This window comes from Amycolatopsis sp. TNS106 (assembly GCF_019330265.1).
GTDB lineage: Bacteria > Actinomycetota > Actinomycetes > Mycobacteriales > Pseudonocardiaceae > Amycolatopsis > Amycolatopsis lurida.
On sequence record NZ_CP024972.1, the window covers coordinates 8604631 to 8625039 of the forward strand.

Sequence of the window (20409 nt, forward strand, 5' to 3'; positions counted from 1 at the left end):
AGTCATTCGGATATTAGAAGTCGTCTACGTGATATCCCGCCACGTATGCGCTCGAAAGCAGTGCGCCGTGACATTCCGCCGTCGACGGGCCGAAACCGACCGGAACCCAATGTCCGACGGTGTACCAATAGGAGGATCCGGACGCGCAGTGGGCGACCACTCGGTAGGTTTCCGAGGCTTTCGGCAGGGCGAAACAGGTCAGGGAAATGCCCTCGCCGAAGAGGATTCCATAGCGATCGCCGTTGCATCCGTAGGGTGGGAACTTGCCTTCGGTCGCCGCGGAGGCCGGTGAGGCGGCCAGGATTCCGGCCGCCGAAAAGGCGGCCAAGACTAAAGCGGCGATTTTCTTCTTCATTGCTTTCTCCCGCGGCTCGTTCCCAGTGGAAAGCCCAGATTAGCCGCACGGAAGAATTGTCGTGAATTCATCGGGCAGGTGAAACGAGAACGCGTGCGGTGAACCGCACTGCTCCGAAAGAGCGTCGCCCGCCCCCCTTCTGAGTTCGCGGCTCCCCTTTTGGCCTAGCGCCGCCGGTACTGCGCCGGAGAAGTGATGGTGGACCGGTCCTCGTACGATCCGGGCCTGCCGCGGTCGACGTGGAACGTCGTCAGGGTGCTCACCGGGGAACGCGGGTCGCGCCGGTCGCCGATCACCCGCATATGCGTGCTCCAGCGGCGCGGGGTGACCTCGTAGACGTCGTAGCCGTACCGGTTGCCCTCGAAGTACTTGAGGTGCGGGTTCGCCGCGCCCATCTTCGGCCCGTTCGTGGCGTTCCACTCGGGGGAGTAGGCGCCGGAGGAGACCGAATGCGCGGTGAACTCCGTGCCGATCACCGGGGTGGCCGGGTCCGCGAAGTCCGGGCGGATGTCGTCGACGAACGCGGAATGCCAGTCGCCGGTGATCACCACGAGGTCTTCGAGGCCGCTCTGGGCCACGTGGGTCAGCACTTCCTTGCGTTCGGTGAGGAAGCCGTCCCATTGGTCCGTGAACATGTAGCCGCCGCCGGGCTTCGCGAGCTGGCTCAGCATGATCGAGTTCACCCAGCAGTGCCACGCCTCGCCCGCGCCGGTCACCTGGTCCTTGAGCCATGCCTTCTGGTCCGCGCCGAGAATGGTGCCGTCGGGCAGGTTCTGCGCCGACCGGTACTGCCGGAGATCCAAAATGGACAGATCGAGGAGGTCGCCCCAGTGGCGCTGCCGGTGGATCCTCGGAGTCGAGGGGTGGTCGGGGCGCACCGGCATGTGCTCGAACCAGGCCTGGTACGCCGCCGAGCGCCGGGCTCGCAACGACGGGGTGGTGCCGCTGTAGTCGTTGACGACCTCGTGATCGTCCCAGGTGATGAACCAGGGATGGGCGGCGTGGGCGTCCCGCAGGGAGGGGTCGGATTTGTAGAGCGCGTGCCGCCGCCGGTACGCCGGCAGGGTGAGCACCTCGGGTCCTTCGTGATCGCGCAGCGGGTTCCCGCCGACCTGACCGTGCTCGTAGACGTAGTCGCCGAGGTGGACGACGAAATCCAGTTCCTCCCGCGCTATTCCGGCGTGCGCCGCGTAGAACCCGTCGTGGAACGCCTGGCAGTTCGCCGAAGCGAACCGCACCCGCCGGACCGGCCCGACCGGCGCGGTACGGGTGCGGCCGATCCGGCTGACCTTGCCGAGCGCGTGGAAGCGGTAGTAGTACTGCGAGCCCGGCTCCAGTCCGGACACCGGCACGTGGACGCTGTGCCCGAGCCCGGCGGTGGCGGCCGTCGTCCCGTGCGCCACGCGGCGGCGGAACCCGCGGTCGGTGGCGACCTCCCAGGCGACCTCGACGGTGTCGTCCAGCGGCTGCTCGAACTCCATCGGCTTCGGCGCGAGCCTGGTCCAGAGCGCGACGCCGTACGGAACCGGGTCGCCGGACGCGACGCCGAGGGTGAACGGCGCTTCGTCCCAGGTCGCGCCCAGCGCCACCGCGGCCTCCTCGGCCTGCGCGACCGTCATCCGCGAACTCAACGGCCAAGCCAGCCCCAGCGCACCGGCGGTGGCGGCGCCTCGCAACAGGTCGCGGCGGTTGACGGACATCGCTGGTCTCCTCGGCACTCGGCGGATCGCTCTCCGACACCGAACACTGCCAAGATGACCGGAGCCCGACGTGGGGGAGAACATCAGACGGTGATGACGACCTTGCCGCGTACGTGTCCTTCGCGGACGTAACGGATGGCTTCGGGTACCTCGGCCAGCGAGTAGGTCCGGTCGACGACGGGCGTCAGTTTCCCCGCTTCGATCAGCGCCCGCAGCGTCTGGAGATCATCGTGGTTCTCCGTGGAGAACAGGCCGCGGAGCTTGTGCTTCACGAACGGCCCGAGGAGCAGTGCCCGCACATTGCGCCCTACCGCGCCGATCCACTTCCCCTCGCTCTCACCGCCGACGAGGACGAGAGTGCCTTGCGGGGCAAGGGCCTTCCGCAGCGAGGACAGCGGCCGGTTGCCCGCGGTGTCGAGGATGAGGTCGTAGCCGCCGCCGAAGTCCTCGCGGGTGTAATCGAAAACGCGGTTCGCGCCGAGTGCGCGGACGAGGTCGACCTTGCCCGTGCCGCATACGCCGTCCACCTCGGCACCGAACGCCTTGGCGATCTGCACCGCGAAGCTGCCCACGCCACCGCCGGCGCCGATGACCAGGACCTTCTGCCGGGGCGCGACCCGGCCCTTGTCCCGAAGCGCTTGGAGCGCGGTGAAAGCGGAGATGGGAACGGCCGCCGCTTCGTCGAAGCCGAGCCGCTCGGGCTTCCGGGCGATCTTGTCCACTGTGGTCAGTGCGTACTCGGCGAAGGCGCCTTGGCAGGTGCCGAAAACCTCGTCGCCCGGCCGGAATCGCGTCACGCCGTCGCCGACGGCGTGCACGACGCCGGCGAAGTCCAGGCCGCGGACCCGGGCCTTCGGTCTCCGTACGCCGAAACCCATCAGGCGCACCAGGTACGGCGTGCCTTCCATGAGGTGCCAGACCCCGGGATCGACCGCCGCCGCCCGGATCCGCACGACGACACCGTCCGGTCCGGCTTCGGGTTCGGGAAGGTCGGTCAGGGTCAGCACATCGGTGGTGCCGTACTCGTTCTGGGCGATCGCCTTCACGGCGGCCTCATTCCTGGTCTGGGTACTGGAAAACGTCGTCGAGCCCGACGCCGAACACCCTGGCGATCCGGAAGGCCATCTCCAAGGACGGCGAATAGCGGCCCTGTTCGATGGCGATCACCGTCTGGCGGGTGACGTCGATCCGGTCCGCGAGTTCCGCTTGGGTCATCTCACCCTTCGCGAACCGCAGGGCGCGGATGGAGTTCGTGACCTTGGTCGGTTTCACCATGCCTGGAATCCCCGGCGATAGGCGGCGATCTTCGCGATCGAGCCGAGCAGGGAGGACAGGACGAAGGCGAGGTACACGGTGTTGGCGATCCAGAAGTGGTCCAGCTCCGCCATCGCCATGACGAGCGCCGCGACACCGCCGATCACGACGAACGACTGTCCGATGTGCTCACCGAACCGGCCGATCTCGCGGTCGCGCTGGTCCTTGCGTCCCGCGTCCCGCGGTGCGGCGGCCGCCGCGGCGATGTGCAGCACGATCGAAGCCATGATGGCCGCCCCGACCGTCCACACCAACGCCGCCACATAAGGGACATCGACGAGCGGGCCGGAGCCCGCCCGGCGGAGGACGACGATCAGGTACGCGGCGTAGCCGAAGACCGTGACCACCACCATGATCCACGCGCGTTTCTCTTCCATTGCCACGAGACCCAAGGTAAAGAGTTCTAGACATCATGTCAAATATTCTTTACTTCGACATCGGCAAGTAGTTCGTGATACAAATAGTGCGTACTACGAACTTAGGAGTGGTGATGACACTGTTCGGATTCGGGCTCGAAACCGGCGTCGGCGAGGTGGAAGACCTCCTGCGGCACGCCGGACAGGCCGACCGCGCGGGACTCGACCTGGTCAGCCTGTCCGATCACCCGTACTTCGCCGACCGGCTCGACGCCTACGCGGCACTGGGCGTGATCCTCGGCCGGACGTCACGGGTGACGGCCGCGGTCAACGTCACCAACCTGCCGAGCCGCCCCGCCCCGATGCTGGCGAGGACGATCACCTCGCTTTCGGCGCTCTCCGGTGGCCGCGTCGCGCTCGGCATCGGTGCCGGCGGACTCTGGCGGGAGATCGCCAAACTCGGTGTCGAGCACCGCACGCCCGCCGAAGCGGTCCGGGCGATGGGTGAGGCGATCACCCTCATCAAGGCGCTTTCCGGTGGCGGGGCACCGGTGACCTTCGAGGGTGAGTTCTACTCCGTCGACGGGTTGGTCCCGGCGGCCGCGCCCGCGCCCCCGGTCTGGACGGGCGCTGTGGGACCCAAATCCCTGGCGGTGACCGGAAAGCTGGCGGACGGCTGGATCCCCGGGCACGCCGCGGACTGGCTCAGCCCGCGGTTCGCCGAATCCCGTCCGGTGATCGACCAGGCCGCCGTCGACGCGGGCCGCGACCCTGGCGAGATCGCCACCATCTACAACTTTCCGGGCCGGATAACGGAAAAGCCCCTGCTGTCGCCGCGTGACGACGAGGGGCGATGGGTGGGTGGTTCGCCGGAACAGTGGGTCGGGGAACTGGTTCCGGCGGTGCGCGACCACGGCGCCGCGGGGTTCATCTACTTCCCGGTCGAGGACGGGGCCACGACCGACAGTGCGCTCGGCCGCTGGGGGAACGAGGTCGTCCCGGCGATCCGTGAGGAGCTGGCCAAGGGCTGACCGCCGGTGACACGCGCGTTCCGCGGGCTGGTTCCGTGTCGCGAAAGCCACTTTGGGGACGTCTGATGTCCCGAAAGTGGCTTTCGCGACATCTGCCGAGGCTGGGCGTGACTTCAGGCGCCGACGGTGAGGGTCTCTTCGAGAGTCGCCCGATGCGTCGGCTTCGCCTCTTCGTAGCGACGGCGGCCCTCATCGGTCACGACGACGAAGATCCCGCGCCGGTCCGACTCGCAGAGCGCGCGCTGGACGAGTCCTTCGCGCTCGAGGCGGGCGACGAGCCGCGAGGTGGCGCTCTGGCTCAGGTGGACGACCTCGGTCAGATCGGCCGCGCGGCATTTGCCGACCACGCAGTTCACCAGTCGTTCCAGGGCTTCGAACTCGGTGACGCCGAGGCCGTGGCGCTCCTGAAGGCGGCACTCGAGCCGCCCGAAGACCGCCGCGTGCCGGGCGGACAGTTCGTGCCACTCCCGCAGCAGGTCTTGTTCGGCGACGTCGCTCACGCGGCCCAAGATAGCATGCACGTGAATTTTATGCAAAGTCATTAAATGCACTTGCATTAGATGCGTGTGCATGTACTGTACGGATCATGAGTTCTTCCGTGCAGCTGTCCACCAGCTCGACAAGGTGGGACGCGCGCCTCTGGGGTGTCCTGCTCACTGTGTCCGTCGTCGTGGGCCTCGACGCGCTCGACGTGTCGATGGTCGCCGTCGCCCTCCCGTCCATCCAGGCCGAACTCGGCCTCTCCACCGGTGCCCTGCAATGGATCATCAGCGCCTACGTGCTCGGCTACGGCGGCCTGCTGCTTCTCGGCGGGCGCACCGCCGACCTGCTCGGCAGGCGCCGCGTCTTCCTCGTCGCCGTCGCGGTCTTCGCGCTCGCCTCCCTGCTCGGCGGTCTCGTCGACGACGGCGCGCTGCTGATCGCCACCCGCTTCATCAAGGGGCTGGCCGCCGCGTTCACCGCACCGGCCGCGTTGTCCATCATCACCACGACCTTCCACGAAGGCCCCGCCCGCAACCGGGCGATCAGCATCTTCGCCGTCTTCGGCGCCAGCGGTTACTCCGCGGGCCTCGTCTTCTCCGGCCTGCTCACCGAGGTGGGCTGGCGCTGGACGTTCCTGCTGCCGGTGCCGATCGCGCTCGCCGCGCTGGTCGCCGCGATCAAGCTGATCCCGTCCTACCGGCCGCAGACCGGTGGCGGCTATGACTTCCCGGGCGCGATCACCGGTGCCGCCGGTTCGCTCCTGCTGGTCTTCGCCGTGGTCGAGGCGCCGGAAATCGGCTGGGCCGCACCGCGGACGCTGATCTCGTTCGCCCTCGCGCTCGCCCTGCTCGTCACCTTCGTGTTCATCGAGAAGCGCAGCAAGCACCCCCTGCTCCGCCTCGGCATCCTGCGCTCCGGGCCGCTGGCCCGCGCCAACCTCGGCGGCGCGACGTTCTTCGGCGCCTACATCGGGTTCCAGTTCGTCGTCATGCTGTACCTGCAGACCGTGCTGGGCTGGTCCGCGCTCCAGACCGCGCTCGGTTTCCTGCCCGCCGCGCTGATCGTGGCCTTCGGTTCGCCCAGGATCGAGCCGCTGATCGACCGGCTCGGCACCCCGCGCACGATCCTCGCCGGTGTCGTCGCCCACGTCATCGGGTACGCGCTGTTCCTGCGCATCGACGAGAGTTCCAGCTACGCCGGTTCGGTGCTGCCGAGCATGATCCTGCTGGGCATCGGCTTCATGCTGGCGTTCTCTTCGCTGAACATCCAGGCGACCAACGGCATCTCCGACGACGAGCAGGGGCTCGCCGGTGGGCTGCTGAACACGTCGATCCAGGTCGGCGGCGCGATCGGCCTCGCCGTGGTGACCGCGGTCCTGACCGGCAACTCCGGTGGTGCCACCGGACCGGCCGCGCTGCTGAACGGGCTGGCGCCCGCGCTCACCGTCGTCACCGGCATCGCCGTGATCAGTGTCCTGGTGGCGCTGTCCGGAGTCGTCGGCCTGCGCAAGGCCGAAGCCCGCTCCACCGTCGCCGAACCGGAGTTCGCCGCGGCCGAATGACCAGGGGGTGATGGGCCCCTTCCCGCGCTCGGGGGCGGGAAGGGGCTCGTCGCTACCAGCGGATCGGCAGCGATTTCAGCCCGTTCTGGAAGTTCGACCGCAGCCGCACCGGTTCCCCGGCGGGTTCGACCTCGCCGAGCAGGTCCAGTACCGCTTCGAACATCGCGCGCAGCTGCACCCTGGCGAGCTGGGCGCCGAGGCAGAAATGCGGGCCGTGCCCGAAGGTCAAGTGATCGTTGGGAGTGCGGCCGATGTCGAAGCGGTCCGGATCCTCGAAAACGGTCTCGTCGCGGTTCGCGGCGGAGAACCAGACGACCACCTTCTCGCCGGCGCGGATGTCCACATCGGACAGGACGACGTCCTCGGTCGCGGTCCGGCGGAAGTGCATGACCGGACACCACCAGCGCAGCATCTCTTCCACCGCACCGGGAAGCAGGGAACGGTCGGCGCGCAGCCGCCGGTACTGATCCGGATGCGACAGCAGCGCCAGCATCCCGCCGGGGATGCCGTTGCGCAACGTTTCGTTGCCCGCCACGGAAAACAGCCAGAACAGGTTCTCGAACTCGGCGATCGAGACCCGGCCACCGTCTTCCACGTGACCCATCAGGTTGCTCATCACGTCATCGCCGGGATGGCGGCGTTTGTACTCGCCGAGGGCGGTGGCGTACGCGTAGAGATCCGGCATCCCCGCGCGGGTACGCGGATCGGGCATCGACCCGTCCGGCCCCGGAACCGGCCGGACCGCCAGCGCCGCCCGAGCGAGATCGGTGACCTCGTCCGCCTCGACGGTCGCGCTCACCGCGTAGTCGGCGTCCTGATAGCCGATCACGCGATTGCTCCAGTCGTACATCAGCCGCCGGTCCTGTTCGGGGATCCCGAAGACCTCGGCGAGCGTCAGCAGCGGGAGATCGGCGGCGACCACCGCGAAGTCGCATTCGCCGTCCGCGCGGACCCCGGCGATCAGCTCCCGCGCCCAGCCCTGGATCCGCTCGGTCAGCCTGCCGACCGCGCGCGGCGTGAACGCCTTGGTGAGCAGGCCCCGCAGCCGGGCGTGCTCGGGCGGATCCATGTTGAGCATCATCCGGCGGACGTAACCGAGATCCTGCTCGGTCGCCGGATCCCGGATCTGCGTCCCGCCCAGCCGCGACGAGAACAGCTTCGGGTTCTTCAGCACGTGTTTGACGTCGGAATGCCGCAGCACGGCCCAGAAATCGTCGACGCGCACGACCGGTGACCCCCGGCGCAGCGACGCGAGGTGCTCGTACGGCACGCCCCGGGTGTAGACGTCCGGATCGGTGATCACGGCGTCGACACTAGCCCTTGAGCGGGGGACTGCGGAAAGATCCGTCCGGTGGACACGCTGAAGATGCGCACTGCCGGAACCGAAGGCCCCGCCGTGCTCCTGCTGCACGGCCTCGGCGCGACGGGAGCGGTCTGGGACGGCCTCATGGCGCAGCCGGGATATCGCTGGCTGGCGCCGGATCTGCCTGGTCACGGGGGATCGCCCCGGTTGCCGCACTACTCCTTCGGCGGACTGGCCGCGGCGGTCGCCGACGCGTTCCCGGAGCGTGGTCCGGTACTGGTGGTCGGCCATTCGCTGGGCGGGGTGGTCGGGCTCGCGCTGGCCTCCGGCTGGTTCGGGGTGAAGGTCGCCGGGTTGCTCGCGGTCGGCGTCAAGGTCGAATGGAGCGAAGCCGACCTCGCGCGAGCGGCCGCCATGGCGGCGAAACCGCCGAGGGTGTTCCCCTCCCGTGAGGACGCCGAACGCGGCTTCCTCAAGATCGCCGGCCTGGTCGGTATCGCTGACGCGGATCCCGACGGGGTGGCCGAGACCGAAGGTGGCTGGCGGTTGGCACTGGACCCTCGCGCGTTCGCCGTGGGGGCTCCGGACATGCGCGGACTGCTCGGCGCGGCACGCTGCCCGGTCGTCCTCGCGGCGGGTGAGCACGACCCCATGAGCCGCCCCGAGCAGCTTCGCGCACTCAGCTCCTTCACCGTCGAGTTCCCCGGACTGGGCCACAACGCCCACGTCGAAGACCCGTCCGCGCTCCTGCCCTTCCCCCGGCAGTTCGTCGGTCGCTAACGCCGGAGCTTGCCGAGGACCGCGATGCCCTCGGCGATGTCGCTCGCCGGGCTCGCCCCGTAACCGAGGACGAGCCCCGGATTCATCGGGCGCTGACAGTGCCACGACAGCGGCTGCACCTTCACACCCTGCTCCAGCGCGGCGGCGGCGAAGTCGAGATCGGAGAACTCCGCGTCGAAGGTGATCGTCAGGTGCAGCCCGGCGGCGGCGCCGTGCACCACGGCGTCCGGGAGATGGGTCCGGAGCGCGTCGATCATCGCGTCCCGGCGGCGGCGATGCCGTTTGCGCACGAACCGCAGCTGCCGTTCCATCTCGCCGGACTCCATCAGATGCGCGAGCACCAGCTGCGGGAGGACGGCGTTGCCCAGGTCGGCGAACCGTTTGGCCGCGACCACCTCGTCCCGGTACCGCGACGGAACCAGCATCCAGCCCACCCGGAGCGCGGGCGCGAGCCACTTCGACACGCTGCCCGCGTAACAGACCTGCTCGGCGAGCATCGAGCGCAACGCGGGGACGGGTGGACGGTCGTAGCGGTGCTCGGCGTCGTAGTCGTCCTCGATGATCAGGCCGCCGTCCGCGGCCCAGCGCATGAGCTCGCGACGGCGTTCCCCGCCGAGCACGACACCGGTCGGGAACTGGTGCGCGGGCGTGAGCAGCACGGCGGGCGCGCCGCTGCGCACGAGCTCGGCGACGTCGACCCCCTCGTCGTCGACGCGGATCGGCGGCGTCGCCAGCCGCCGGTCGTGCAGATGCTGCCGCGCGCCCAGCGAACTCGGATCCTCGACCGCGATCTCGGAGATCCCGGTGTCGCAGAGCACCTGGGCCAGCAGGCCGAGGCCCTGCGCGACACCGGCGACGATCAGCACGTCGTCGGCGTCGGCGGTGATACCGCGGGTGCGGGCGATCCAGCGCGCGATCGCGAGCCGCAACGCGGGCGCGCCCCGCGGGTCGCCGTAGCCGAAATCCGCCGCCGAGAGGTTGTTGAGCACGGTGCGTTCGGCGCGGAGCCAGGCCGTTCGCGGGAACGCCGTCAGATCCGGCACGCCGGGGGACAGGTCGATCCTCGCCGGGGTCGACCGCAGCGAGTCGAAGACGCCGATCCCCGGCGCGGGCCGGAAGATCGTGCCCGCGGACGGGGGACCGGGCGTCGTCTGCTCCTTCGTCCGGGCCGGTGCCGCGACGACCACCGTGCCCGCGCGGCCCCGTCCGGCGACATGACCGTCCTCGACCAGCCGCTGGTAGGCCTCGGTGACCACGCCGCGGGAGACCCGCAGGTCCGCGGCCAGTGCCCTGGTCGCGGGCAGCCTGCTGCCGACCGGCAGGCGGCCGTCGGAGATGGCGTGCCGCAACCGCGACGCCAGCCAGTCCGACCGGCGCCCCGGTGGTGCGTCCCCGATGTCCAGCTGCAGGAAGTCCGAGCCTTCGGCAGTCACCCGATCATTGTGTCATTCGGGCTCGTAGGCGAGGTTCGGCCGCAGCCACTGCTCCATAGTGGACAGTTCGAGGCCGCGGCGGGCGGCGTAGTCCTCGACCTGGTCCTTGCCCAGCCGACCGACGGTGAAGTACCGCGAATCGGGGTGGGCGAAGATCAGCCCGCTGACGCTCGCCGCCGGCGTCATCGCGAACGACTCGGTCAACCCCATCCCGAGCCGGTCGGAATCGAGCAGTTCGAACAGCTCCTGCTTCTCGCTGTGATCCGGGCTGGCCGGGTAGCCCAGCGCCGGGCGGATGCCGCGGAACCTTTCGGCGTGCAGATCCTCCAGCTTCGGATCGGCGTCCGGCTCGAACCAGTCCCGCCGCGCCTTGAGGTGGAGGTACTCGGCGAACGCCTCGGCGAGCCGGTCCGCGAGCGCCTTCACCATGATGGCGCGGTAGTCGTCCTGCTTCGCCTCGAACTCGGCCGCGAAGTCCTCGGCGCCGAGGATGGTGACCGCGAAGCCGCCGAGGTGATCGCCCGCGCCGGCCGGGGCGATGTAGTCCGCCAGGCAGCGATTGGGCCGCGACAGCGGTTTCTTGGTCTGCTGGCGCAGCATCGGGAACTTGACGCCCGACTCCAGGATGATGTCGTCGCCCTCGGAGTGCGCCGGCCAGAACGCGTACGCGCCCTTCGCCTGGAACCGCTCTTCGGCGATGATCTGGTCCATCAGGGTGTTCGCGTCGTCGAACAGCTCCCGTGCCACCGGGTTGTTCAGGATCGCCGGGTACTTGCCCTTCAGCTCCCACGCCAGGAACAGGAAGGTCCAGTCGATCATCTCGCGCAGCTCGGTGAGCGACGGCGAGACGTACCGGACGCCGGTGAACGCGGGCGTCGGGATGTCGTCGAAGGAGACCTTCTCCGGGTTGGCCCTCGCCTCCTCGACCGTCAGCAACGGCGTCCGCTGCTTGTTCGCGTGCTGCACGCGCAGCTCTTCCTGATCCTCGCGGTTCTTCTTGTCGAGGACCTCGGCACGGTCCGCGTCGAGCAGGTCACCGACGACGCCGACGACGCGGGAGGCGTCCAGGACGTGCACGGTCGTGTGCTCGTACGCGGGCGCGATGCGGACCGCGGTGTGCTGGCGCGACGTGGTCGCTCCGCCGATCAGCAGCGGCAGCTTCAACCCGCGCCGCTCCATCTCGGCGGCGACGTTGACCATCTCGTCCAGCGACGGCGTGATCAGGCCCGAGAGCCCGATGGCGTCGGCGCCTTCCGAGACGGCGGTGTCCAGGATGACCGAAGCCGGGACCATCACGCCGAGGTCGATCACCTCGTAGTTGTTGCAGCCCAGGACGACGCCGACGATGTTCTTGCCGATGTCGTGCACGTCGCCCTTGACCGTCGCCAGGACGACCTTCCCGTTGCCCTGCCGGGTTTCGATCCGGCCTTCGAGGCGCGCCTTCTCCTTCTCGGCCTCCATGAACGGTTCGAGGTAGGCCACCGACCGCTTCATCACGCGCGCGCTCTTGACCACCTGCGGCAGGAACATCTTGCCGGAGCCGAACAGGTCGCCGACGATCTTCATGCCGTCCATGAGGGGGCCTTCGATGACCTCCAGCGGCTTCGGCAGCTTCTGGCGCGCTTCCTCGGTGTCCTCTTCGATGTAGTCGACGATGCCGTGCACCAGCGCGTGGCTGAGCCGAGCTTCGACCGTGTTGTCGCGCCAGGAGAGGTCGACCGTGCGCCGGGTTCCCTTGCCGTTGACCGTTTCCGCGAAGGTGACCAGCCTGTCGGTGGCGTCCTCGCGGCGGTCGAAGAGCACGTCCTCGACCAGCTCCAGCAGATCCTTGGGGATGTCTTCGTAGACCGCGAGCTGCCCGGCGTTGACGATGCCCATGTCCAGCCCGGCGCGCACCGCGTGCAGCAGGAAGGCCGAGTGCATCGCCTCGCGCACGACGTTGTTGCCGCGGAAGGAGAAGGAGAGGTTCGAGATACCGCCGCTGATGTGCACGCCGGGGCAGCGTTCCTTGATCCGCGGCAGCGCGTCGATGAACGCCTTGGCGTACCCGTTGTGCTCGGAGATACCGGTCGCGACCGCGAGCACGTTCGGGTCGAAGATGATGTCCTCGGCGGCGAAACCGGCCTGCTGGGTGAGCAGGTCGTAGGCGCGGGCACAGATCTCGACCTTCCGGTCGGCGGTGTCGGCCTGGCCCTGCTCGTCGAAGGCCATCACGACCACGCCCGCGCCGTAGTCGCGGATGCGCCGGGCCTGCTGGAGGAACTGCTCCTCGCCCTCCTTGAGGCTGATGGAGTTGACGACTCCCTTGCCCTGCACGCACTTCAGCCCGGCCTCGAGCACCGTCCAGCGTGAGCTGTCGATCATGATCGGCAGCCGGGCGACCTCGGGTTCGGTGGCGATGAGGTTCAGGAACGTCGTCATCGCCTTTTCGCTGTCGAGCAGGTCGGCGTCCATGTTGACGTCCAGCAGGTTCGCCCCGCCGCGGACCTGCTCCAGCGCGACGTCGACGGCGGCCTGGTGGTCGTCGGCCTCGATCAGCTTGCGGAACTTGGCGGATCCGGTGACGTTGGTCCGCTCGCCGATCATGACGAACCCGGTGTCCTTGCCGATCTCGAACGGTTCGAGCCCGCTGAACCGGGTGTGCGGCTTCGGCGCCGGGACGTCCCGCGGCGTCATCCCGCGGACGGCGTCGGCGATCTCCTTGATGTGCGCGGGGGTCGTACCGCAGCAGCCGCCGACGACGTTGACCATCCCGGCCGTGGCGAAGTCGCCGAGCAGCCCGCCGGTCTCTTCGGGCGTCTGGTCGTACCCGCCGAACGCGTTCGGCAGGCCGGCGTTGGGGTGACAGGCGGTGTACGTGCCTGCGAGACGGGAGAGCTCGGCGATGTGCGGGCGCATCTCCTCCGCGCCCAGCGAACAGTTGACGCCGACGAGCAGCGGATCCGCGTGCTCGATGGAGCTCCAGAACGCCTCGACCGTCTGCCCGGACAGCGTCCGGCCGCTCAGGTCGACGATCGTCACCGAGATCCACAGCGGCAGATGCGGCGCGACGTCGCGCGCGGCGGCGATCGCGGCCTTGCAGTTGAGTGTGTCGAAGATCGTCTCGATGAGCAGCAGGTCCACGCCGCCCTCGGCGAGCGCCTTGATCTGGTCGGCGTACGCGGCGTACACCTCGTCGAAGGTGACCGCGCGGAAGGCGGGGTCCTCGACCTTGGGCGAGAGCGACAGCGTGACGTTCAGCGGCCCGACCGATCCGGCGACGAACTTACCGCCTGCCGCGTCCGCCGCCTCGCGGGCGATCTGGGCGCCGCGGAGGTTCATCTCGTACGCGAGGTGCTCGAGCCCGTAGTCCGCCTGGCCGATGGTGGTGGCGGTGAACGTGTTCGTCGTGGTGATGTCCGCGCCGGCGTCCAGATACTGGCGGTGGATGTCGAGCACGACGTCCGGCCTCGTGATGTTCAGCAGGTCGGGGTCGCCGGTGATGTCACGCGGGTGATCCTGGAACCGCTCGGTGCGGTAGTCCTCCGGCTTGAGGCCGGCGTTCTGGAGCATCGACCCCCACGCCCCGTCAAGCACGACGATGCGCTCATCCAGCAGCTTTCGCAGGGCGGTCGTTTTCATCCAGCGCTCCTCCCATGTCGTGGGAGGCGCCCTTGCGGTGAAGTCCGGGGCCGAGCGTGGCGGACCCGGCGGTCCGTTGCAGCGCCTCTCGACCTTGGTGCCCAAGACTACCGGATCAGGACAAGCGCACTTCGCCTGAATTGCTCACCCGCTGGCCACCGCGGGTTCGGCTTTCCCGCATTGTGGGATTGGGCGTTGGCCACGATCCCGCGGCCGACGTCGATCGCGGGATGGACATCTTCCGTTGTCAGGGGCGGATTCCGGCAGGAGGCCGATGTTCTTTCGCGTTGAGGCGAACCGTGGCGTCGCCATGGCCGGAATCCATCGGCCTGCGGGGGTGAAGCCGCAGGTAGCCGCGGCTCGGTGGAAGCGAGACGATCACCAGGCTGAGGGGCGAGCCCATACCGCCGCTGAAGTGCTCGCCGAGTACTTCGCCTGTCCTCGCACCGATTTCGTCTGCCGGCACCGAAAGGCGTGCTCGGACCGCTTTCTCCTTGCGCCGCCTGCCGAACCAGGTCATGAACGGCTAGAAACCGACGGTCGCCTTCTGGATCTTCACCGGCTTCGCGGGCAGCCCGTCGGCAGGACCGTTCGGATCCGTCGGGATGATGCCGTTCGCCACGATCCGGTCGAGAACCTCCATGCCCCGCACGACCTTGCCCATCACCGAGTAGTTCTTCGGGATGTTCGCGAACGAGTGCACGATGAAGAACTCGCTGCCGTTGGTGCCGGGGCCCTGGTTGCCCATGGCGATGGTGCCGCGTTCGTAGGTCTCGGTGCCGTCGACCTCGTCCGGGAACTTGTAGCCCGGCCCGCCTTTCTCGGCTTCGTAGATGTCGCCGCACTGAAGGACGCCGAGGCGCGACGAGTTCGTCAGGCGCCAGCACTGGCTGCGGTCGTAGAAGCGCTGTAGCGCCAGGCTCGCCAGGTTATGGACGGCGCACGGAGCGGCGCCGGCGCGGTTCAGCCGGACGGTCACCGGGCCGTAGTTGAAGCGGAAGGTGACGTCGACGGTGCCGCGCGTGAACGCGAAGGGGAGCGGGCGCAGCACCGGGCGGGCCGCGGGGTTCTCCGGCGTCGGCGTGAACTCGCAGCGCACGATCGGCAGGGACGCCGGGGCGGGCGCGGCGGTGGCCACGCCGGGCAGCAGGACGGCGGCGAGTGCGGAAACGACAGTGGTGACACCCCAGCGCAGCTTCATGTGGGGGAACCTAACCCAAAAGGGTGGTCGTGGGATAGCGCTTCACGGGGACGCGCTTTCCCTGCTTCGGTCGAGTGACCGCGTGAAGGCCCCCTTCCCCGGCTGGGCCCGAGGGAAGGGGGCCTTCACGCGAGTCACGTCCTCAATCACGCGAGTTACGCCTTCAATCACGCGAGTTACGTCCTCAATCACGCGAGTCACGCCCTCGATCACCCGTGTCGTCCGTCTGATCACGCGTGTCGTCCGTCCGATCACAAATTCCCTCCATCGAGTACGCGTGATCGGAGGCGTAACTCGTGTGATTGAAGGCGTAACTCACGTGATTGGAGGCGTAACTCGCGGGTTCGGTCCGTGAAGGCCTTCTTGCCTACCCTGAAGGTAGTGAAGGAGGCCTTCACGACTACATGAAGTGGTTTCCTTGCGTCAGGCGCGGGGGAGGGTGCCTTCCTGTCCATCGGGCGAGTGAGGGTGGCGGCGAGGCATCGGTCCAGGTGGTCGTGAGTGGCGATTCGGGTTAGAACACGAATCGCCACTCACGACCACCTGGAGCCGCATGTTCACCGCCGCGTACCTCGCCCTTTCCCTCGTCCTGCTCCCGCCCACCGAGATCCGGCCCGACCAGGTCGAACACGTCGCCTTGCCGTGCGTACAGACGGGCACGTCCGCCGACGACGCGGACACGGCGGGAGCGCTCAATCAGCAACTCGCCACCAAGATGCGCGGCTACATGAACCCCTACAACACCTCGTGCGCCAGAGTGATCGTCGAGACGGTCCAGAGAGCGGGGCTCAACGATCGCGCGGCGGCCATCGCGATCGCCACGGTGATCGTCGAGTCCAGCATCGCCAACCTCGACGGCGGCCTCGGCGATTCGGTCGGGCTCTTCCAGCAGCGCGCGAGCTGGGGGAGTTTCGAGCAGCGGACCGACCCGGTCTGGGCGACCGGCAGGTTCCTCGCCGTGATGCGGCAGTTCTACCCGAACGACTCCTGGAACAACGTCGCCATCGGGGAGGTCGCCGCGGTCGTCCAGCGGCCGGCGGCGAAGTACCGGCATCGCTACGGGGTCGAGGCCGGCGACGCCGTCAAGATCGTCAACGAGCTGTGGACCCAGAACGGCGAATGGCCCCCGTCCTCGAAGGAGAGCGGGGGCCGATGAGCCGTGCGGGAGCTACTTGCGCCAGGCCGTGCGCTGCTTGCGGATGTCCAGCACGAGGCCGAACACGAGCAGCAGGGACAGGCCGATCAGCCACAGGTTCTCGGTCCAGCCGTGGTGGTTGCCGTACAGCATCACCAGCAGGATGATCGCGCTCAGCCAGCCCGCGATCCGCGTCGCCTTCGGGAAGGAACCGTGCCAGCCCCACTCGGCCGACGGCTCGTCGCGGGGGTCAACGGTGTCGACGCCCACCCGGCCGCGCTTTTCGACCGCCTTGCTCGCCACGATCAACTCCTCAAAACCCGATGGTTCGCTTGCCCGCGAATGATCCCACACCTGGCTGCACGCGCCCGACGGGCCCCAAGCGACAATGAGCCCCGATGACTACCTCGCGAAGTGTGCTCGTGCTCGGTTCGACCGGATCGGTCGGCGCCCAGGCCCTCGACGTCGCGGCCCGTAACCCGGAGCTGTTCCGGGTCGCCGGGATCGCCGCGGGCGGCTCCGACCCCGCCGCGCTGGCCGCGCAGGCCCTGGCGCACCAGGTCGACGCCGTGGCGATCAGCAGGCCGACGGCCGTGGAAGACCTGCAGCTCGCGCTGTACGCCGAGGCACAGAAGCGCGGCTACAACCGCGGCGACTTCAAGCTCCCGCGGATTTTCGCCGGGGCCGACGCGGTCGTCGAGATGATCGACGCCACCCCGGTCGACGTCGTGCTCAACGCGCTCCCCGGCTCACAGGGGCTCCCGCCGACCCTGCGCGCGCTCGCCACCGGCGCCACGCTCGCGCTGGCCAACAAGGAATCGCTGATCGCGGGCGGGCCGCTCGTGCTGGCCGCGGCCGAACCCGGCCAGCTGGTCCCGGTCGATTCCGAGCACTCCGCGATCGCACAGGCCCTGCGCGCCGGACGCGAGTCCGAGGTCGCCCGGCTGGTGCTCACCGCTTCGGGTGGCCCGTTCCGCGGCCGCAAGCGCGAGGAACTGGCGGACGTCACGGTCGAGCAGGCGATGGCGCATCCGACCTGGTCGATGGGGCCGCTCATCACGATCAACTCGTCCACTCTGGTCAACAAGGGGCTGGAGCTGATCGAGGCGAAGCTCCTGTTCGACATCGAGACCGACCGCATCGACGTGGTCGTCCACCCGCAGTCGATCATCCACTCGATGGTGACCTTCGTCGACGGCTCGACGATCGCCCAGGCCAGCCCGCCCGACATGCGGCTGCCGATCGCGCTGGCCCTGCACTGGCCGGATCGCGTACCTGGCGCCGCGGCCGCGTGCGTCTGGGACAAGCCCGCGAGCTGGACCTTCGAACCGCTGGACAACGAGGCGTTCCCCGCCGTCGAGCTGGCGAGGCACGCCGGAACCGTCGGTGGCTGCATCCCGGCGGTCTACAACGCGGCGAACGAGGAACTGGTGGCCGCTTTCCTGGCACAGAACACCGGCTTCACCTCGATTGTGGACACTATTGCCCAGGTGGTGGAAGCCGCCGACGAATGGCGTCGTGAACCTCGCGACGTTGATGACGTACTAGCTGCCGAGCGCTGGGCTCGCGCGCGTGCCGGTGCGCTGATCGGTAAGGGGAAGTAGCGCGTGGTCTTCATTCTCGGGATCGTGCTGTTCGCGCTGGGCATCTGCCTGTCCGTCGCGCTGCACGAGGCCGGCCACATGTGGGCGGCCAAGGCCTTCGGCATGAAGGTCCGGCGCTACTTCATCGGCTTCGGGCCGACGATCTTCTCCTTCCGCCGCGGTGAGACCGAGTACGGCATGAAGTGGATCCCGCTCGGCGGGTTCTGCGACATCGCGGGCATGACCGCCCTCGACGAGGTCACCCCGGAAGAGTCGAAGCGCGCGATGTGGCGCTTCAAGACCTGGAAGCGCACCGTCGTCATGTCGGCGGGTTCGGCGATGCACTTCATCCTCGGTTTCGTCATCCTGTACCTGATGGCCGTCACCATGGGCCTGCCGAATCCCGCCGCGCAGGCCGCGCCCACCGAGGCCGTGATCAGCGCCACGTCGTGCGCTCGCCCGGCCACCACCGTGGAGCAGTTGAGCGACACCGCCTGCCCGCCCGGCGCCCCTGCCCCCGCGAAGGCCGCCGGTCTCCAGGCCGGCGACAAGGTCGTCTCCGTCGCGGGCAAGCCGATCAAGACCTGGCGCGAGATGCTCGCGGCCGTCCAGGTCGCCAGTGGACCGACGCCGTTCGTGGTCGAACGGAACGGACAGCGGCTGAACCTGACCGTCGACGTGCCGCGGGTGCAGCGGCTGGTCGCCGACGGTTCCGGCAACACCACGGTCAAGGACGTCGGCATGATCGGCGCCTCGCCGATCCAGAACACCGCGCCGCCGATGCTGAGCTACGGCCCCGTCGACGCTGTCGGGGCGACGTTCTCCTTCACCGGCACGATGTTCTCCGAGACCGCCAAACGGCTGATCGAGTTCCCGTCACGGATCCCGGCGGTGGTGGACTCCATCTTCGGCGGCGAGCGCGACCCGAACACCCCGGTCAGCGTGGTCGGCGCCAGCCGCATCGGTGGCGAGGCCGCCGAGCGCGGTCTGTGGGAGATCTTCGTGCTCCTGCTGGCGAGCCTGAACTTCTTCATCGGTGTGTTCAACCTCCTGCCGCTGCTCCCGCTCGACGGCGGGCATATCGCGGTCGTCTGGTACGAGCGGGTCCGGGACTGGTTCCGGAAACTGCGCGGCAAGGCGGCGGGTGGTCCGGTCGACTACACGAAGCTGTCCGCGGTCACGATGGTGCTCGTCTTCATCGGCGGCGCGGTGACTCTGCTCACCGTCACCGCCGACATCGTGAACCCGGTCAAGCTGTTCCAGTGACGCGGAAGGACCGCAACGGAGCGCGCTGTCAGCACCGTTGGGCTGCCCAGGTAATACTGCTCACCGTGACGGCTGACGTCGTGTATGTCCGCCGATCGGGGTAGGTACGCTTGAAGGCGTGACTGTCGCTCTAGGTATGCCAGCGCTTCCTCCTCCCGTCCTCTCCGAGCGTCGCAAGACCCGACAGCTGCAGGTCGGGCCGGTCGGCGTCGGCAGTGAGCACCCGATCTCGGTGCAGTCGATGACCACCACGCTCACTTCCGACGTCAACGCGACGCTGCAGCAGATCGCCGAGCTGACCGCTGCGGGCTGTGACATCGTGCGTGTCGCGTGCCCGTCCGCGGACGACGCCGAGGCGCTGCCCGCGATCGCGAGGAAGTCGCAGATCCCGGTGATCGCCGACATCCACTTCCAGCCGAAGTACGTCTTCGCCGCGATCGAGGCGGGCTGCGCGGCGGTCCGGGTGAACCCGGGCAACATCCGCAAGTTCGACGACCAGGTCAAGGAGATCGCGCGGGCCGCGAAGGACCACGGCACCCCGATCCGGATCGGCGTCAACGCGGGTTCGCTGGACAAGCGGATCATGGACAAGTACGGCAAGGCGACCCCGGAGGCGCTGGCCGAGTCGGCGCTGTGGGAGGCGTCGCTGTTCGCCGAGCACGACTTCTACGACGTGAAGATCTCCGTGAAGCACAACGACCCGGTGGTCATGGTGCGCGCGTACGAGATCCTCGCCGAGCAGTGCGACTACCCGCTGCACCTCGGCGTGACCGAGGCGGGCCCGGCGTTCCAGGGCACCATCAAGTCGGCCGTGGCCTTCGGCGCGCTGCTGCGCCAGGGCATCGGCGACACCATCCGCGTTTCGCTGTCCGCGCCGCCGGTGGAAGAGGTCAAGGTCGGGATCCAGATCCTGCAGTCGCTCAACCTCAAGGAGCGCAAGCTCGAGATCGTCTCCTGCCCCTCGTGTGGCCGCGCGCAGGTGGACGTCTACACGCTCGCCGAGCAGGTCACCGCCGGCCTGGAGGGCATGGAGGTCCCGCTGCGCGTCGCGGTCATGGGCTGCGTCGTCAACGGCCCCGGTGAGGCGCGCGAGGCCGACCTCGGCGTCGCCTCGGGCAACGGCAAGGGGCAGATCTTCGTCAAGGGCGAGGTCATCAAGACCGTGCCCGAGCACGCGATCGTCGAGACGCTGATCGAAGAGGCGATGCGCATCGCCGAGGAGTCGGGCCAGACGATCGGCGAGGGCGAGCCCACCGTCACCGTCGGCTGACTGGTCGAGACCACGCT

General features: G+C 68.6%; 19 protein-coding genes. 7 read left to right on the forward strand and 12 right to left on the reverse strand.

Going from position 1 to position 20409, the window contains the following annotated elements; all coding sequences use genetic code 11:
- Positions 1-13: 13 nt before the first annotated feature.
- The 5 genes from CVV72_RS40000 to CVV72_RS40020 form a co-directional block, all read right to left on the reverse strand.
- A complete protein-coding gene (locus CVV72_RS40000; RefSeq protein ID WP_219149884.1) occupies positions 14-355 on the reverse strand; it encodes a hypothetical protein in 342 nt (113 codons plus the stop codon).
- Between the two features lie 164 nt (positions 356-519).
- Positions 520-2055 (reverse strand): alkaline phosphatase, encoded by a 1536-nt coding sequence (locus tag CVV72_RS40005; RefSeq protein WP_219149885.1) that lies wholly within the window; start codon positions 2053-2055, stop codon positions 520-522.
- 83 nt (positions 2056-2138) lie between these two features.
- Positions 2139-3101 carry an NAD(P)-dependent alcohol dehydrogenase gene (locus tag CVV72_RS40010; RefSeq protein ID WP_219149887.1) on the reverse strand — a complete coding sequence of 321 codons (963 nt, stop codon included), beginning with the start codon at positions 3099-3101 and terminating at the stop codon, positions 2139-2141.
- 7 nt (positions 3102-3108) lie between these two features.
- The gene (locus tag CVV72_RS40015) at positions 3109-3330 is read right to left on the reverse strand and encodes a helix-turn-helix transcriptional regulator (protein ID WP_125673158.1); all 222 of its coding nucleotides are present in this window, start codon (positions 3328-3330) and stop codon (positions 3109-3111) included.
- The gene (locus tag CVV72_RS40020; RefSeq protein ID WP_370641854.1) at positions 3324-3752 is read right to left on the reverse strand and encodes a hypothetical protein; all 429 of its coding nucleotides are present in this window, start codon (positions 3750-3752) and stop codon (positions 3324-3326) included. The genes CVV72_RS40015 and CVV72_RS40020 overlap by 7 nt, the downstream gene beginning before the upstream one ends.
- A gap of 107 nt (positions 3753-3859) precedes the next feature.
- Between CVV72_RS40020 and CVV72_RS40025 the strand changes: the two genes are divergently transcribed.
- A complete protein-coding gene (locus CVV72_RS40025; RefSeq protein WP_219149889.1) occupies positions 3860-4756 on the forward strand; it encodes an LLM class flavin-dependent oxidoreductase in 897 nt (298 codons plus the stop codon).
- A 113-nt stretch (positions 4757-4869) separates the two neighbouring features.
- Here the strand turns inward: CVV72_RS40025 and CVV72_RS40030 are convergent, their stop codons facing one another.
- Positions 4870-5256 carry a MarR family winged helix-turn-helix transcriptional regulator gene (locus CVV72_RS40030; protein ID WP_219149891.1) on the reverse strand — a complete coding sequence of 129 codons (387 nt, stop codon included), beginning with the start codon at positions 5254-5256 and terminating at the stop codon, positions 4870-4872.
- 86 nt (positions 5257-5342) lie between these two features.
- Here CVV72_RS40030 and CVV72_RS40035 point away from each other — a divergent pair, with 86 nt between their 5' ends.
- Entirely contained in the window at positions 5343-6800 is a 1458-nt protein-coding gene (locus tag CVV72_RS40035) for an MFS transporter (RefSeq protein WP_219149893.1), read from the forward strand.
- 52 nt (positions 6801-6852) lie between these two features.
- On the opposite strand, the gene CVV72_RS40040 is transcribed toward CVV72_RS40035, so the two are convergent.
- Entirely contained in the window at positions 6853-8103 is a 1251-nt protein-coding gene (locus CVV72_RS40040; protein WP_219149895.1) for a cytochrome P450, read from the reverse strand.
- Positions 8104-8151: 48 nt separating this feature from the next.
- Here CVV72_RS40040 and CVV72_RS40045 point away from each other — a divergent pair, with 48 nt between their 5' ends.
- The gene (locus CVV72_RS40045) at positions 8152-8883 is read left to right on the forward strand and encodes an alpha/beta fold hydrolase (RefSeq protein ID WP_219149898.1); all 732 of its coding nucleotides are present in this window, start codon (positions 8152-8154) and stop codon (positions 8881-8883) included.
- On the opposite strand, the gene CVV72_RS40050 is transcribed toward CVV72_RS40045, so the two are convergent.
- The 4 genes from CVV72_RS40050 to CVV72_RS40065 form a co-directional block, all read right to left on the reverse strand.
- Positions 8880-10316: a PLP-dependent aminotransferase family protein gene (locus CVV72_RS40050; protein ID WP_219149900.1), complete on the reverse strand. Its 1437-nt coding sequence runs from the start codon at positions 10314-10316 to the stop codon at positions 8880-8882. The genes CVV72_RS40045 and CVV72_RS40050 overlap by 4 nt on opposite strands.
- Positions 10317-10328: 12 nt before the next feature.
- Entirely contained in the window at positions 10329-13937 is a 3609-nt protein-coding gene (metH, locus tag CVV72_RS40055) for a methionine synthase (protein ID WP_219149902.1), read from the reverse strand.
- A gap of 247 nt (positions 13938-14184) precedes the next feature.
- Entirely contained in the window at positions 14185-14457 is a 273-nt protein-coding gene (locus CVV72_RS40060; RefSeq protein ID WP_219149904.1) for a hypothetical protein, read from the reverse strand.
- A 6-nt stretch (positions 14458-14463) separates the two neighbouring features.
- Positions 14464-15138, reverse strand: coding sequence for a peptidylprolyl isomerase (locus CVV72_RS40065; RefSeq protein WP_219149906.1), 675 nt, complete (start codon positions 15136-15138; stop codon positions 14464-14466).
- A 553-nt stretch (positions 15139-15691) separates the two neighbouring features.
- On the opposite strand from CVV72_RS40065, the gene CVV72_RS40070 reads away from it, so the two are divergent.
- Positions 15692-16294: a hypothetical protein gene (locus CVV72_RS40070; protein ID WP_219149908.1), complete on the forward strand. Its 603-nt coding sequence runs from the start codon at positions 15692-15694 to the stop codon at positions 16292-16294.
- A 12-nt stretch (positions 16295-16306) separates the two neighbouring features.
- On the opposite strand, the gene CVV72_RS40075 is transcribed toward CVV72_RS40070, so the two are convergent.
- Positions 16307-16576, reverse strand: coding sequence for a DUF2631 domain-containing protein (locus CVV72_RS40075; protein WP_034311011.1), 270 nt, complete (start codon positions 16574-16576; stop codon positions 16307-16309).
- A 95-nt stretch (positions 16577-16671) separates the two neighbouring features.
- Between CVV72_RS40075 and dxr the strand changes: the two genes are divergently transcribed.
- The 3 genes from dxr (at position 16672) to ispG (ending at position 20392) form a co-directional block, all read left to right on the forward strand.
- Positions 16672-17877: a 1-deoxy-D-xylulose-5-phosphate reductoisomerase gene (gene dxr / locus CVV72_RS40080; RefSeq protein WP_219149910.1), complete on the forward strand. Its 1206-nt coding sequence runs from the start codon at positions 16672-16674 to the stop codon at positions 17875-17877.
- A gap of 3 nt (positions 17878-17880) precedes the next feature.
- Positions 17881-19122: an RIP metalloprotease gene (locus tag CVV72_RS40085; RefSeq protein ID WP_219149912.1), complete on the forward strand. Its 1242-nt coding sequence runs from the start codon at positions 17881-17883 to the stop codon at positions 19120-19122.
- A 118-nt stretch (positions 19123-19240) separates the two neighbouring features.
- Positions 19241-20392 carry a flavodoxin-dependent (E)-4-hydroxy-3-methylbut-2-enyl-diphosphate synthase gene (gene ispG / locus CVV72_RS40090; protein ID WP_076155264.1) on the forward strand — a complete coding sequence of 384 codons (1152 nt, stop codon included), beginning with the start codon at positions 19241-19243 and terminating at the stop codon, positions 20390-20392.
- The last annotated feature ends 17 nt before the right edge of the window (positions 20393-20409 follow it).

What these genes read in the sequence shown, in the direction of transcription:
- CVV72_RS40000 (WP_219149884.1), bottom strand. Translation starts at nt 355, where the DNA reads ATGAAGAAGAAAATCGCCGCTTTAGTCTTGGCCGCCTTTTCGGCGGCC.
- CVV72_RS40005 (WP_219149885.1), bottom strand. Translation starts at nt 2,055, where the DNA reads ATGTCCGTCAACCGCCGCGACCTGTTGCGAGGCGCCGCCACCGCCGGT.
- CVV72_RS40015 (WP_125673158.1), bottom strand. Translation starts at nt 3,330, where the DNA reads ATGGTGAAACCGACCAAGGTCACGAACTCCATCCGCGCCCTGCGGTTC.
- CVV72_RS40025 (WP_219149889.1), top strand. Translation starts at nt 3,860, where the DNA reads ATGACACTGTTCGGATTCGGGCTCGAAACCGGCGTCGGCGAGGTGGAA.
- CVV72_RS40035 (WP_219149893.1), top strand. Translation starts at nt 5,343, where the DNA reads ATGAGTTCTTCCGTGCAGCTGTCCACCAGCTCGACAAGGTGGGACGCG.
- metH (WP_219149902.1), bottom strand. Translation starts at nt 13,937, where the DNA reads ATGAAAACGACCGCCCTGCGAAAGCTGCTGGATGAGCGCATCGTCGTG.
- CVV72_RS40060 (WP_219149904.1), bottom strand. Translation starts at nt 14,457, where the DNA reads ATGACCTGGTTCGGCAGGCGGCGCAAGGAGAAAGCGGTCCGAGCACGC.
- CVV72_RS40065 (WP_219149906.1), bottom strand. Translation starts at nt 15,138, where the DNA reads ATGAAGCTGCGCTGGGGTGTCACCACTGTCGTTTCCGCACTCGCCGCC.
- CVV72_RS40070 (WP_219149908.1), top strand. Translation starts at nt 15,692, where the DNA reads ATGTTCACCGCCGCGTACCTCGCCCTTTCCCTCGTCCTGCTCCCGCCC.
- dxr (WP_219149910.1), top strand. Translation starts at nt 16,672, where the DNA reads ATGACTACCTCGCGAAGTGTGCTCGTGCTCGGTTCGACCGGATCGGTC.